The following is a 15,789-nucleotide window of genomic DNA, read 5'->3' on the forward strand; positions in this document are numbered from 1 at the left end:
GTGAACCAGCGCAGGCTTGGCGATCTTCGCGGGCGATTGGCCCGCCTTGCCACAATCGAACCGATCACCGGGCGTTTCAAGGACTGGCAGCGGGCACGGCTCCGCACATCCACGACGCTGGCGAGCACGCTTGCCAACCGGCTCTCGCTGGAAACGCTTGAACCTCGGCTGCTCCTTTCCGCCGACACACCACCCATCGAAGGGCGGATCGATGTGGCGGGTGAGACCGACCAGTTCATCGTCAAGATCAGCACGCCTTCGCAGTATGTATTTGATTCGTTGACTGATTCGTCGGCGATCAGCTGGAATCTGGCCGATCCGTCCGGGCAGGTCATCGCCAACCGCGCGTTTGGCGCATCTGATGCGCGCGATTTTACGGGTGCGCCGGTGCTGGACCTTGCCATCGGCGAGTACACGCTGAGCATTGATGGGTCAGCTGACGCCACCGGCAACTATGCGTTCCGACTGCTCGATCTGGCCGATGCGACACCGCTGACGCTGGGAGAGCGCATTGCCGCCAACAATCCCGGCAAGCAGACCGACCTGTACAGTTTCGACGTGACGGCGGGGCAAAGTTTCTATTTTGATGCGCAGAGCCTGACCGGCGGGGATGCCTCGTGGCGCTTGCTCGGACCGGATGGCGAGCAAGTGCGTCCGCCTGCCAATATCAGTGATTCCGGTGTGTTCTCGCTCAGCCGTACGGGCAAATACACGCTTTCGCTCGAAGCGCGTGATAGCAATGCAACGGCCATCGCTTACGCCTTCACGCTTTCACGCGTGACGCATGAAACCGCCCCACTGTTGTTGGGAACGACCGAGGTGGGCGAGATTGACCTTGCCGGCAATACCGACAGCTACGAATTCACGCTTGCTGCCGACTCTCGGGTGCTGTTCGATACACTGCAGAACAGTGGTCTGCGCTGGACTCTGACGGGGCCGCGCGGTGTGGTGGTGAGTAACCGGTCGCTGGCCTCATCGGATACCAACGGCGGCGATCCCGTGCTGGACCTGGTGGCGGGAAGCTATCGTCTGACGATTGCGGGTGACACCAACAGCGATGGAAAAGGCCGCTATGCCTTCCGCTTGCTTGATGCCACAAGTGCTTTGCCGACCACCTATGGAGCCGCTTTTTCGGCTGCGATTGGCAATGGAAATACGATCGCAGAGCGCGAACGTGCTGCGGGGGCGCCGATCGGTGGAAGTGCTGCTGGCAACCGCAGTTGGACCGTTGATCGCCTCAATGACCTGACCGTCGCCGATACTGCAGCGCTCAGGTCTGAGCAGATTACGGTTGAGGCGTGGTTGCTGGGTGACGGCGGCGACTTCTATGAAGGCGCGGTTACCAAGATCAGCGATTCCAGTTGGAACGATGGCTATGGACTGGTGCGTACCGGCGAGACGGTGCGGTTCTTCGTCAATTCGTGGTCGGGGTCGTTTGTTGAATACGCGGTAGATGGCGACGAATGGCACCATGTTGCCGGGACATATGACGGCGCGGCTCTAAAACTCTATGTGGATGGCCAGCTGGTGGCCGAAAGCGCGTTTGCCGAAGCAATTCGCCATACCAACAATGCGCTTTCCATCGGCGGCGCTCCGGCGAGCGACTACCGCTGGAACGGATCGATCGACGAAGCGCGCGTGTGGAACCTGGCGCGCTCAGCCGAGCAGATTGCTGCGACATGGCAGGTACCGCTGAGCGGGAATGAGACCGGGCTGATCGGCTATTGGCCGTTCGATGAAGAAAATGGGCCGCTTGCTGCCGATCTCTCGCCCACAGCGGCGATGGCCACTCTGCGCAGCGCACCTGCTACTGAGACACGCCTTTACAGCTTTGCCGCAAGCAAAGGCGAGCGCGTGTTTTTCGACGTGCTGAGTTATACCGGCGCAAGTCTCCATATTCGTGTGCTTGATCCCGCGGGGCGGCAGATTCGCACTTCTACCGGGCTGATTGACCTCGATCTTTCCGATCTGCCGATGGATGGCACCTATACACTGGCAATTGAGGGTTATCTTTACAACGAGCTGGGTGCGCAGTTCAGCGCGGTGCTGCACAAGGCCAGTCGTAGCGAGGCTACGCTGGTGCCCGGCGTGACGGTTACCGGGACCGTAGCCGCGTTGCAGACTCAGGCGTACAGCTTCACCTTGGCCGATGCGAAGCAACTGGTGTTCGATACGCTGAGCGGGGCGGCAGACATCACGTGGACCCTGCGCGGCCCACGCGGGATCGAGGTTTCTGCGCGCACTTTCCGCAATTCGGACAGCGCTGATCTGGCAGGCTCAGGGCTGCTCGATTTGCCCGAAGGTGATTATGTGATCGAAGTGGCGGGGCAAGGCGCGGCAAGTGGCGCGTTTTCGTTCCGCCTGCTCGACATTGCGGCGGCCACTCCGCTGACGATTGGTGTCGGCACGTCGTTCGCATTTGATCCTGCCAACAGTAGCAGGACGTTCCGTTTTTCAGCCGCCGCTGGCGATCAGTTGCAAGTTGTGCGCAGCGATGGCCTTGCGCATGACGCCTACGTTCGCGTGATCGATCCGACCGGGCGGCAAGTCTATGGCCCGGCCTATTTCGGCTCCGACAATGTGTTCACAGCCGCGATGGCCGGTGAATACACGGTGCTTGTCGAATCCCGATATTACATCACATCGAGCGAAACCTACGGCTTCAGCGTGGACCGGTTGGGCAATACGCCGCCTGCCAACACGTCAACCGGCACACCGCTTGTGCTGGGCAGCACGGTGAACGACACGCTTAGTGCGGCGGGTGAAACCGACCTGTTCACTTTCACCACCGCAGGACCGGTGCGAGTGCTGATGGATTCACTGACGCTCGACGCGTCCAAGACCTGGACGCTGGTCGGCCCGCGTGGCGTGGAGACAGGGCCTTGGAATCTCCGGGATTCCGATAGCTATGATCGAAGCGGCAATACTGTGATCGATCTGCCGCTGGCAGGCAGTTACCAGTTGCGCATAACCGGTTCGGCCGGTGCCTATGGTTTCCGCCTGCTCGATATTGCAGCAGCTACGCCGATCACCCCGGGACCGACGACCGTAAGCGGTGTGCTGACACCGGGACGGTCCACTGCAATGTACCGGTTCAGTGGGACGGCGGGCGAGACGATCGTGCTTGATGCGGTGACCGGCTTTGACGGCTCGATCCGCTTGATCGACAGGTTCGGTCGACTGGCATTCGAGCCGCAGAGTTTCAACGATCGCAATTTTGTTCTGCCCACGACGGGTGAATATACCCTGCTGCTAGAAGGGCGCATCTACAACGGCGCAGCGAGCGACGATTTCGCCTTTGTCCTGAACCGCCCGGTCGATCCTGCACCGATCAACCTTGCCTTCGGAACGAGCTACAGTGGCACGATTGCGGCGGCGGGCGATTTGCAGCGGTTCCGCTTCAGTCTGGCCACAGCGCGATTGGTGGCGTTTGATTCCCTTGCCAACACACCCGGTCTCAGCTGGACACTGAACGGTCCGGGTGACGCGGTGACGCGCAATTTCACCAATTCCGACAGCTATGAATCCGGCACGTTCCCGCCGGTCCTGCTTGAAGCGGGAGAATACGAACTGGTCGTGGGCGGCGGTTTCGGCTCTGGTGCCTATGGCTTTCGAATGCTTGATCTTGCGGCTTCGGCGCAATTCGTGGCTGGCAATGGTGAACTGGTGCAGGGCACACCCTCGCTGCCCAATGGTACACAGGTTTTTGCATTTGCGGCGACAGCGGGTGAACGCTTTGCTTTCCAGAACATCCAGCAGTCGAGCCGGACCAGCCTGCGCCTTATTGACCCTGCCGGACGCGATCTTTCAGGTGCCAGCTTCAGCAGCGGCTCGTTCACTGCTGAATTGAGCGGCACGTACTATGTTCTGATGGAAGGGCAGGTGTTCTTTGCCGGGCCAGCCACGCCCTATCAATTCCGTCTGCATCGCCCTTTGAACCCGCCAGCTGGCAGTTTGAACCTGAACGCGCTGACCACCGTCAATATTGCGCAGCCTACGCAAGTCGTGACGCTCAATTTCTCTCTGGCCGAGCCGAAGCGCGTCTATCTCGACTCCTTTACGAACAACAATCAGATCAGCTGGGAACTGACCGCGATCACCGGTCGGGTGGCGGGTGCTGCCTTCAGCAACAGTGATGCGTTCGAGAACACCAGCGATCGGGCCATCGATCTGCCTGCGGGAGACTACAGCTTTACCGTCAGCGCCAGCGGGCTGAACACCGGCGAAGTGCAATTCCGCCTTCTCGATCTGGCAACAGCAGTGCCAATCGTCAAAGGACAGCCGGTTGCAGGCACCAATGATCCAGCAGCGGAAACCGATGCCTACAGCTTTACGGCCGAGGCGGGGGACCGATTGTACCTGCAGTTCCTGCAAAACAGTGGCCAGCACGGCTATCGCCTGATCGGCCCGGACGGAAAACAACTGTTCGGCCCTGCCGGCCTTGGTGACCGTGAGTTCACCGTCAGCCGAAACGGCACGTACACCCTGCTGGTTGAAGGGCGCGTCTATGACACCACGCCGCGCCCTTACAGCTTTGTGCTGCATGATGCTGAAAGCCCGGTGGCGGCGATAAATATCACGGGTGCAAATGGCGGTTATGCGCTGACCCCAGGCCGGATCAGCAACGCGTTGCGGATGACGGGGCACGAGGAACTGCGCATAGCCGACCCCGCGCTCGATATCCGCGATGATGTGACCGTGGAGTTCTGGATCAACCCGGATGCCATGGCAGATTCGTGGACGCCGCTGGTCTACAAGGGGGTAAACGGCCAGCGCACCTATTCAGTCTGGCTGAATTCCAGCGGCTACATCTACTTTGGTAGCGCGCGGGGTGGTGCCGAGGATGCGCTCCAGACGGCCAGTGGATCGATCAAATTCGGGCAATGGAACCATGTGGCGGCGGTGCTGAGCCGTTCCACCGGGCAAATGCAGATCCTGATCAACGGAGAAGTTGCGGCCACACGGACAGTATCCTCCACACCTGCCAGCGGTAGCCCGGATACGCCGCTTTATATTGGCAGCACAGACGAATGGAGCGAAAGCTACCGGCGTTTCGACGGTGCGCTGGATGAACTTCGAGTGTGGGACGGTGCGCGCAGTCAGGCCGACATACAGGCCGAAATGCTGCGGGGGGCGCCATCGAACACCGCAGGCCTGTTGATGCGCCTGCCCTTCGACAACCTTGCGGGCGGAGCGACGCGCGAAACGGTGTCCAACGCATCGGTGCCGGTGATCTGGAGCCTTGCTGGCCTTGCAGGCGTTGTTGAGGGCCGGATCGGCACTCCTGGCGAACAGCGCGTGTATACCTTCACGCTGGCGCAGGACACCATGCTGGCGTTCGATTCCTTGCAGGATAACAGCCAGTTGAACGTGCGCATTGACGGGCCGGGCGGGCTGTCTGTCACACGCAACATGCGCAATGGCGATTCTGACGAATTTGGCGGCGCAAACCCGCTGTTCCGTGCACCTGCAGGGCAATATACGATCACCGTGGACGCCAATGGTGCAAACACGGGCAGCTTTGCCTTCCGTTTGCTTGACCTTGCCGGGGCCACGCCCATTTCCACCGACTCTGTGGTTTCTGGCACGATTTCCGGTTCGGGCGAAAACAGGGCGTTCAAATTTGACGTGGCGGCGGGGGAATCATTGTTCCTCGATGCGCAGTCCATCAGCGCTCAGCAAGCCCGCGCAACATTTCGTCTGATCGACCCGCTGGGACGGCAAGTCTTCGGGCCGACAGATTTCGTCGACCGCGAACTGGGGCGGATGGCGGTGGGCGGCACTTATACCCTGCTGGTCGAAGGAAGGGTCTGGCGCAACTGGCCGGTCGATTATCGCTTTGCCGTGCAGACCGTGGCCGACCAGCCTGCCATCCCGATCACTCTGGGCGGGACAAATCCCGCACAACCAACGGTGGTGCCCGGCCAAACCGGCAACGCACTCGCGCTGCGCGGTGTGGACTTTGTGGAAGTGCCCGACGGCCCAGCCACATCGCCTGCACGCAACATGACTCTGGAAGGCTGGTTCAAGCTCGACCGCTTTGCCAACACATGGACGTCGCTTGCGGTGAAGGGTGCGGATCGGACGGCGACGGCCGCCTATCTGCTATCGGTACGCAGCAATGGGCAATTGGTGGCCGCTGTCGGCGACAATGCTGGCGAGCAGTCGGTCTCAACCGATGCGGGGGTCTTCATCACGGGTGAATGGGTCCACGTTGCCATGGTGGCAGACCGCGATGGCGGCACGCTAAAGCTCTATGTCAACGGCGTTGAGCAAGTGTCGGGCACGATCCGCAATTCGGCCAATGCCGATGTTGCCGATGCGCTCCAGATCGGGCGCTATCAGGAACTTGCCGGGGACTATGGCGCCTATGAAGGTGCCGTCGATTCCTTCCGGCTGTGGGATGTCGCACGCGGGGCCGCACAGATCACCGCCGGGATGGCCACGCCACCGCCGGCAGGAACCGCAGGCTTGCTGCTCGCGCTGGATTTCCAGAATACGAACCTGTCGGGAGGAGCGCAGCTCCGCAATCTCAATCCCCAAGGCGTATCGGGGAGGATCGAACAGCCGGGCGAGACGCAGACCTATCGCTTCAGCCTTGCCGAACGCACTTATGCGCTGTTTGACAGCCTGACCAACAACAGCGGTCTGGTCTGGAGCCTGACCGGTCCTGAGGGTACGCAAGTGGCAAACCGCCGCTTCGATCAATCGGATTCCCGCGATTTCGGGGCTAATCCGGCGCTACGGCTGGAGCCGGGCGACTATGAGTTGATGGTGGATGGCACGGGTGATGCCACCGGCTATTTCAACTTCCGTCTGCTCGATCTGGCAGCGGCACAACCCCTGCCGCTGGGCACGGAAGTATCGGGCAGCCTCTCGCCCTCTTCATCCACCGTCGCCTACCGTTTTGCCGCAGCCGCTGGCGAACGGGTAGTGTTCGATGCCATAACCGCCACGCCCGACATGGGTTTGCGGATCATCGATCCTTTCGGCACCGACGTTCCCGGTGTGAGCTTTGCCGATCTGGACAATCTGGAACTTCCGCGCGCCGGAATGTATACGCTGGTCATCGAAGGCCGCGTCGATCACGCATCCAACGCCGCATATGCTTTTCGCCTGACACCGATCAGCTTCCAGACCACACCATATGTGATCGGCCAGCGCGTCGATGCGACAATCGGCCAGCAGGGCGAAAGTGATCGCTACACGTTCAGCGTGACCGGTACCCGGCAGGTCGTGTTCGACAATTTCAACGACCTGTCCCAGGTCAATTACACGCTATCCGGCCCGAATGGCGCAATCATCACTTCACGCCAGTTCTCGGCTGCGGACGGGATCGACCTGAGCGCCAATCCGGTGATTGATCTCACCGAAGGCGATTGGACGCTGACCATAGATGCGGCAGGCACTTTCACTGGGCCTTACGCATTCCGTCTGCTTGATCTTGTTACTGGAGAGGTGCTTGCCCCCGGCGGCAGCTTCAATCGCACGCTGGGACAGCTGGGGCGTGAGACCGACCTGTATCGGTTTACCGCCACCGAAGGCATGGTGTTCCGCTTCGATTCCACGGTGGGCATTTCAAGCAACAACCGCTTCCGCCTGATCGATCCGCTGGGGCAGGTGGTATTCGAACAGGCGGTTGGTGATACGCCATATTATGCTGCGCAGCATTCGGGCACTTACACGTTGCTGGTTGAGGGGCGCAATTCCAACAATGCCGATGCGCCCTATGGCTTCATTTTCGATGTGCCGGTGCAGCCCGCAGGCGGTGCGGCAACATTGCAGGATTTCGAAGCGGCAGGTGGTCTGCCTTATGTTCTGGCGAACGTGGCAGGCGCAGCCGCGCAAGTGCTTGATGCCGGTGGCGACAGGTTCCTGCGTCTCACCGATACGCTGTCCACCAATGTGCGCAACAACGCCTATTTCTCGGCCAATGGCACCGGACGGCAGGATACCGTCGCGCTCGACTTCGATTTCCGCATCCAGAACCGGCCGGGCCAGGCAGTCAACCCTGAAGGGCTGACGTTTGGACTGCTGCCTGTGCCGCTGTTCGGGCTTGCCGGACCTGCGAATGGCGCAAGCGATCCCGTGAATACGGCGGGCGCTTTGGCGTTCTATCTCGATCCCAAGGACGATGGCACCGCCGATCCAAACGACAACCACCTGCAGATGCACGTCAACGGGGTGAAAATCCTCGACGGGCTCGACCCTGGATTCCTCCTTGCCAATGGCGATTGGGGCCACGTCCGAGTGTTGCTGGAGCGGGCAGAGGGTGGCGCGTTCATCACTGTGCAGATTACTGCGCCGGGTGGCACTTCGCCCCTGACCGTCATCGACCGACACTTCCTCGGCGGTTACGAACTCGAAGCCCAGCGCGCGTTCTTCTCTGGTGCCAACAGCAGCATCACAGGCAACCACGATATCGACAACGTGCGCGTGGTGATGACCCCCGCGGTGCAGGCACCCACACCACTGGTGCTGGGCGAGACGATAAGCGGCAATGTTGCACTTCCGGGTGCGGTAAACCGTTATGCTTTCACGGTAACCGAGCAAACGCGCATCACCGTCGATACGCTCACCAACAATTCCAGCTTCAACTGGCGGCTGACCGGAGACGGCGTGAACATCGGTGCGGTCAGCTTCACCGGCACCGACAGCTTCGAAGGCCGCAACCGCGATGGCACGATCGATCTTGCGCCGGGCACATACGAACTCGCGGTGGGTGCATCAGGCTCAGCCACTGGCAGCTATGCCATCCGTCTGCTCGATTTTGCCGATGCCCTGCCTCTGACGCTGGGCGCGCCGGTCGATCTGGTGCAAACGCCGGGTAACTCGACGGCGGTCTACAGCTTCACCGCCAATGCAGGCGACGACCTTTACTTTCAGCATATCAGCGGATCGACTTCCCCTTATTGGCGTCTGTATGATCCGCTGGGCCGAGACATGTTCACAGCAGGGCCGCTTGGCGATGGTCCGGTAAATGATCTTCCGCTTACCGGCACCTACACGCTGGTGGTGGAAGGTCGCATCGCCACGACATCTCCGCAGACCACTGCCTTTGCGATCCATCGCGCCATAGAGCAGACGGCAATGCTCGAACTAGGCGAAGTGGTGTCCTCCATCTTGGCCAATCCCGGTGAGCGCGACAGCTATACTTTCACACTTGCGCAAGACAGCCGCCTGCTGTTCGACAGCCTGACTGCCAATGACAATGTGGGGTGGTCGCTGACCGGTCCGTCCGGCACCATCGCCACGCGCGATTTCCTGCGCTCCGATGGCGGCAATATCGGCGGTTCCACATCGCTCTTCGCACTGGCCGGGGACTATACGCTCACGGTGTTTCCGGGCGGAGACTTTGCCGGACCATATGCCTTCCGCCTGCTCGACATGGCCGATGCCACAACCTTGCCCTTGGGCACCGCAGTTACCGGTTCGCTCGATCCGGGCAATCAGGCGCGGGTGCTGACATTCGATGCAGCAGCGGGCGAGCGCTTCTTCTTCGATGCGCAAGGCCAGAACAGCGGAAGCATCTGGCGGCTGTTCGATCCTTCTGGCAGGCAGTTGTTCTTTGCCAACTGGTCGACCGATCAGGGGCCGCTGACACTGGCACGGGGCGGGCGCTACACGCTGGTGCTCGATGGTGGCATCAGCAATGCCACGCCGCAGAATTACGCCATTCAGGTCACGAAGATCGTCGATCTGGTCGATACGCTGACCTTGGGTTCAACGTACCAGGGCACCCTGCCGCTGCCGTATCAGTCCACCGATCTTGCCTTTACGCTGGCGGCAGATGGGCTGGTCTATGTTGACAGCATGACGCCCGATTCCCTGCTATCGTGGGAGATCGTTGGCGTGGATGGACAGATGGCCACCCGGCCATTCCACCAGAGCGACGCGCGCGACAACACCGACAATCCGGTGGTGGCGCTCAAGGCAGGAAACTATGTGCTGCGGGTACGCAGCAGCACCCCGTCGCCGCGCACTTTCGATGTGCGCGTCAGCAACCTTGCGCAAGGGCAGATGATCACGCCGGGCCTCCCGGTCACCGGCACGCTTAGCCCGGCGACAGAGACCGAAATCTTCCGCTTCAGCGGGACGCAAGGCGAAACCTTCTTCTTCGATGCGCAAACTTTCGCCGGATCAGAGGCGAGCTGGCGGCTGATCGGGCCTGATGGCGCGCAGCTGTTCGACAGCCCCTTCGGCGATGTCGAAGGCTATGTCCTGCCCGCGACCGGCACATTCACGCTCCTGCTTGAAGGCCGCATTTTCAACGGGACGGGGCAGGCGAACTTCGCGTTCAACGTGATCGAGACGGTGGCGGGCGCGCCCATCGTGCTCGATCCCGAAGCCAACGACGCACCCGATCTGGTGCCTGCCGAACTGGCAGTCGTAGCTGCTGACGGGGTGTTCTCCGGCGGCACGGTCATGCTCGTGTGGAAGACACGCAACGCCGGCACGCAGCCCAGTGCGGGCACGTGGCAAGACCGCGTGATCGTGCGCAATCTCGATACCAATCAGGTCATCGGCACATTCCTGTTCGACGATGCTGGCGGCGTAATCGCTGCCGGTGGCGAGCGGCAGCGGCAGGCCGAAATCACGCTGCCATCGGGCAACGCCGGGGTCGGCAGGCTGTCGTTCTCGCTGGCGGTCGATGCCGGGAATTCCGTGGCTGAGGGCAATGTCAGCGGTACGGCCGAAACCAACAATGCCGCGTCGATTGAAGTCCAGTCGGGCCTGGCACCCTTCGTCGATCTTTTGGTGAGCGACATTACGCCGGTTCCAGCCTCAGGCTGGGGGCCGGGCGACCGGATCACGCTCAACTGGACGCTGACCAATCAGGGCAATCGTGCCACACCTTCCGGCTTCAGCGAGCGGGTGGAAGTTCGCAATGTCTCGGGCAATTCCACGTTCCTGCTGGCCACGCGTGCGATTGCCGATCCGCTGGCAGCCGGGGAAAGCCTCGCGCGCTCGGTCGAAGTGGTGATCCCCGCAGGTCTCAATTCCACCGGCACGTTCCGTTTCAGCGTAATCGCCGATGTGCTGGCCGAAATTGCCGAGGCAAACCAGACCGCAACGGGTGAGACCAACAACACCACAGCGCTCGACGTGGTAAGCGCGCCGGATATCACGCTGGCCAACGTTGCGGTGACGCAAACGTCTCCGGCGGCGGGCGACACGATCGAGCTGACCTGGGCCGAAAACAACATCGGCAATGTGGCCACGTTGGGTGGCTTTACCCACCGCATCTTCATCCAGAACCTCGACAACGGGCAAGTGCTGTCCGACACGGTCTACACGTCATCCGGCGCACTGGCGGCAGGTGCCAGCCGCGATCAGAGCTTCACTTTCCGCTTGCCCGATGGAGCGGCTTCGGTTGGCCGCGTACGCGCGATCGTCTATGCTGACCGGGGCGCATTTGGCGCAGCAGGCACCGTGCGTGAAGTGGCGGCGGCCTATAATGCCGAGAACAACAACGATGCTTCGGTCATCGCCAATGTCATCGCGCGCCAATACCCCGATCTTCGCACTTCGGGCGTAACCGTCCCGCCACAGGCGAGTGGCGGGGGCGAGCTTACCGTGGGCTGGACGGTAAGCAATGCTGGCCCTGTGGCGGCGACCGCCGATGGCGGCTGGGTAGACCGGATCGTGCTGTCGGCAGATGGCACACTCGGCAATGCAGACGATGTGGTTCTGGGCGAAGTGGCGCGTGCAGGCGCGCTGGCGGCAAACGGCTCCTACGCTGCCAGCGCCACGTTCGCGTTGCCTGCCAATCTTGCAGGCGGAAGCTACCGCGTGTTCGTGGTCGCCGATGCCACGGCCAAGGTTGTCGAACCCGATACCCGTGCTGACAATGCTGTGCCTTCCGAACCCTTCACGATCACCACTCTGGCGCCCAATCTGGTGGCCGATGCGGTGTTCGGCCCTGCTGGCACGGTGTCTGGTGGGGAGACTTTCATCGTCAGCTGGCGCGTGCGCAACACCGGGCAGGCGACCGCGCCCGGTGGCCATGTCGATCGCATCGTGCTTTCGGCAGACGGCATTGCCGATGCGGGCGATCTGGTGCTGGCAGAGCTGGTGCGCGATGCGCCGCTGGCCGTGGGATCGACCTATTCGGTCTCGGTCCCGGTAAGCGTTCAGGATGGCCGCTCGGGCCAGTTCCGGCTGATCCTTGTGACCGACGCAGGTCAGCAGGTATTTGAAAACCTGCTGGAAGCCGACAACGTCGGCATTTCGACTCCCGTCACATTCGTGTCCGCGCCATCGCCAAATCTGGTGGTGGAAAGCGTGACCGTGCCCGATGGCGCGGTGCCGGGGCAGACCGTGCCCGTCACGTTCACCGTCCGCAACACCGGTACGCGCCCCGCCACGGCACCGTGGACCGACCGCATCTATATCGACAATGATACCACGGTTTCGGGTGGCACCTTGCTGGCCAGTGTGACCCGTACGTTCGATCTTGCTCCGGGCGAGGCCTATACGGTCGTGCGCGATGTGACTCTGCCGACCAACATCGGAGATTCCGGCTATCACGTGATCGTCCGCGCCGATGCACTGGGGCAGGTGTTCGAAGGCGGGGCCGAGGTCGACAACGACCTTGCCAGCCTCGAACTCGTCCTTTCACACCCCGATCTTCTGCCCAGCGCACTCGTTCACGAAGGTGGCGCGGTGGCGGAATCGAACAGTACCTTTGCGGTGCGCTGGCGGATCACCAACGACGGCACCGGCACCACGCCCGGACCGTGGACCGATACGCTCTGGCTCAGCCGCGACAACGTGGTCGGCGGTGGTGACATCAGGCTCGGTGATCTGATCGCCACTGGTCCGCTCGCACCGGGCGAGACCTATGATGGCCTGCTCAACGTCACGCTGCCCATCGACGCGCAGGGCGCCTATCGCCTGATCCTGCGCACCGACAGCGGCAATGCCTTGGCCGAGCTTTCGGCAGGCGAGGCCAACAACCAGATCGCCACCGACTTGGCTGTGGGCCTAGCGCCCTATGCCGATCTGGTGGTCAGCGACGTGACCGCGCCTGCCCTGACCATTCAGGACCCGGCGCGGGTGACCGTCGGCTATACTGTGACCAACACCGGCACAGGGCGCGGCGTGACCGACACCTGGGTCGACCGTATCATCGTTTCGCGCGACGATATCCTTGGCGATGGCGATGATATCGTGCTGGCCAGCTTCACCCGCACCGGCGGGCTGGACACCGGTGCCAGCTACACCGCCAGCGAAGACCTGATATTGCCACCGGGCCTGACCGGACGCTTCACGCTGTTCGTGCAGAGCGATGCCACGGGGCAGGTGTTCGAGAACGGCAACGACGAGAACCGCGCGCTGTTGGCAGGGCCATTCGATGTCACGCCGACACCGTGGGCCGATATGGCCGTTCCGTCTGTTACGGTCAGCGGCGGTGCTCTTTCAGGCGGCGAAGTGACCGTCACATGGGAAGTCGCCAATCAGGGCAACGGCCTGACCAGCAGCGCCAGCTGGAACGACAGCGTGTTCCTCGAACGCGCCGATGGCACCGGTCGCATCCGGCTCGGCACGGTCAACCACATCGGCTTTCTTGCGCCGGGCGACAGCTATGTGCGGACGGCGAGCTTCACCTTGCCCGAGGGCATATCGGGCGACTACCGCATTGTCGTCGAGGCTCCTGGATCGGACAATCCAAGATCCACAACCGCACCGTACGAATTCATCTATTCAGGCAACAACAGCGCCGCGTCGGCAGCGTTCAATGTTGCGCTCGCACCGTCACCGGACCTTCGCGTCACCAGAATCATTGCGCCACCCGCCGGGCAAGAAGGCGCGGTCATCGATGTCGACTGGACGGTGCGCAACGATGGCGCAGCGGCGGCAAACGGCAGCTGGGTGGACCGCGTTTACCTCCGCAAGGTGGGCGATAGCGGCCCCGGCACGCTGATCGGCAGCTATTCCTACACCGGGCCACTGGCCGCTGGTGCCAGCTATTCGCGGCGCGAGGAAATGCGCCTGCCCGACAAGTCGAGCAGTGCCTACGAAATCATCGTCATCACCGACGCGACCGGACAGGTCTATGAGCATCAGGCCGACGCCAACAACACGCTGGTCGACGACGCCACGATCCTCGTCTCGCTCCTGCCGCGCCCGGACCTGCGCATTGGCGATATCATCGCGCCCGAACGCGTGACCGCAGGCGCGACCGGGTCGGTCGAATTCACCGTGTTCAATCAGGGTCTGGTCCCGGCCAACGGCACATGGACCGACCGCGTCTACCTCTCGCTCGATGACAAGATCACCAGCGATGACATTCTGGTATCGGTAAAGCCCAACCAGTCGGCGCTGGAATCCCTCGGCGAATACCGCTCGATTTCCGACGTGTTCACCGTGCCCAAGCGGTTCCGTGGCACCGTCTACATCCTTGTCCAGACCGACGCTTCGAACGCCATCGACGAGTTCCCGAACGACACCACTGCCAGCAACGTCAAGGCGCAGGCGATCTTCATCGATCCGATCCCGTTTGCCGACCTCGTGGTCGATGGCGTGGCGGTCAACGAGCAGGCGTTCGAGGGCAACACCGTCGACGTCCGCTATACGGTCACCAATCGCGGGGCAGGGGAGACCGACAAGGGTACCTGGACCGAACAGATATGGCTGACGCGCGATCGCAACCGCCCCCATCCGGGGCAGGGCGATGTGCTGCTTACCACGCTCAGCTATACCGGTGGCGTGCTTGATGTTGGCGCAGGCTATGACCGGCAATTGCAGGTCACGCTGCCCACCGGCCTGACATCGGGCACATATTACATCACCCCGTGGGTCGATCCCTATGCCACGCTGCTCGAAGATTCGCTGGCGCCCAACGTCAACCCGGATGATCCCAACGAAATCAATTCGAGCAACTACCGCTCGGACGCCATCGCCATCGTCGGCACGCCTGCACAAAGCGTGACGCGCGCCATCGCGGTGGAGCAGGTCACCGCCGATCCGGTCGCCGTCGCCGGAGGTCCGCTTTCGGTCAGCTGGACGATCCGCGCCGGGGGCACCGCCACGGCCGACGGCTGGACCGACCGCGTGATCCTCGCCGATGCGCCCTTGCTGGCCGATGCCACGCGCACGTTCGACCTTGGCAGCTTCCGCAACCAGAGCCGCCTCGATCCGGGCCAGAGCTACACCGTAAGCCGGACCTTCGATCTGAACCCCGCAGCGGCGGGCATGTATGTGATTGTCTCCAGCGCACTGGGCGGCGATCCGGTGCCGCTTGATAATGCCAACTTTGCAGCATCAACCGTCACCAATGCGCCTGCCGATCTGCAGGTCGTCTCCGTCGTCCCCGCAGCCCCTGCAGCGCCTGCCTTCTCAGGCGAGCTGACCAGCGTCACCTACACGGTCGAAAACCGTGGCGCAGCGGTCTGGGAAGGCACGGAGTACTGGAAGGACGAGATCTGGATTTCGAAGGACCCAACCTTCATCCAGAGCCGCGCGCAACAGGTCGCCTCGGTGCTCCAGACCAATGCGCCACTGGGCAGCGGTGAAAGCTACACCAACACCGCCAGCTTCACCATGCCACCCGGCGTTGACGGCGAATACTACGTCTATGTCTTCACCAACGTCTATCAGAACGCCAAAGTGCCGGCGGACATCATCCGCCAGGGCAGCAACGATGGCTTGCGCGATAATACCTTTGCCAAGGGCGCGTTCGAACTGCCGCAGGGTAATGTCCTCTCCGCCCAGTTCCCGGTGGTCTACCGCGAGCCAGACCTTGAAGTCACCGAACTGACCATCGACGATACGCTGGCCGCAGGC

At 62.0% G+C, this 15,789-nt stretch carries 1 protein-coding gene (only partly in view); it reads left to right on the forward strand.

The genetic code is table 11. From position 1 onward, the window contains the following. Nucleotides 1–15,789: the beginning of a putative Ig domain-containing protein gene (locus tag B7X90_RS01135; RefSeq protein WP_292620956.1), read on the forward strand. Its footprint extends 21,561 nt past the window's final position; only the first 15,789 of its 37,350 coding nucleotides appear in the window; the start codon lies at nt 1–3; its stop codon lies off the right edge, out of view.

It is taken from the genome of Novosphingobium sp. 17-62-19, from assembly GCF_002256775.1.
Classification (GTDB): Bacteria; Pseudomonadota; Alphaproteobacteria; order Sphingomonadales; family Sphingomonadaceae; genus Novosphingobium.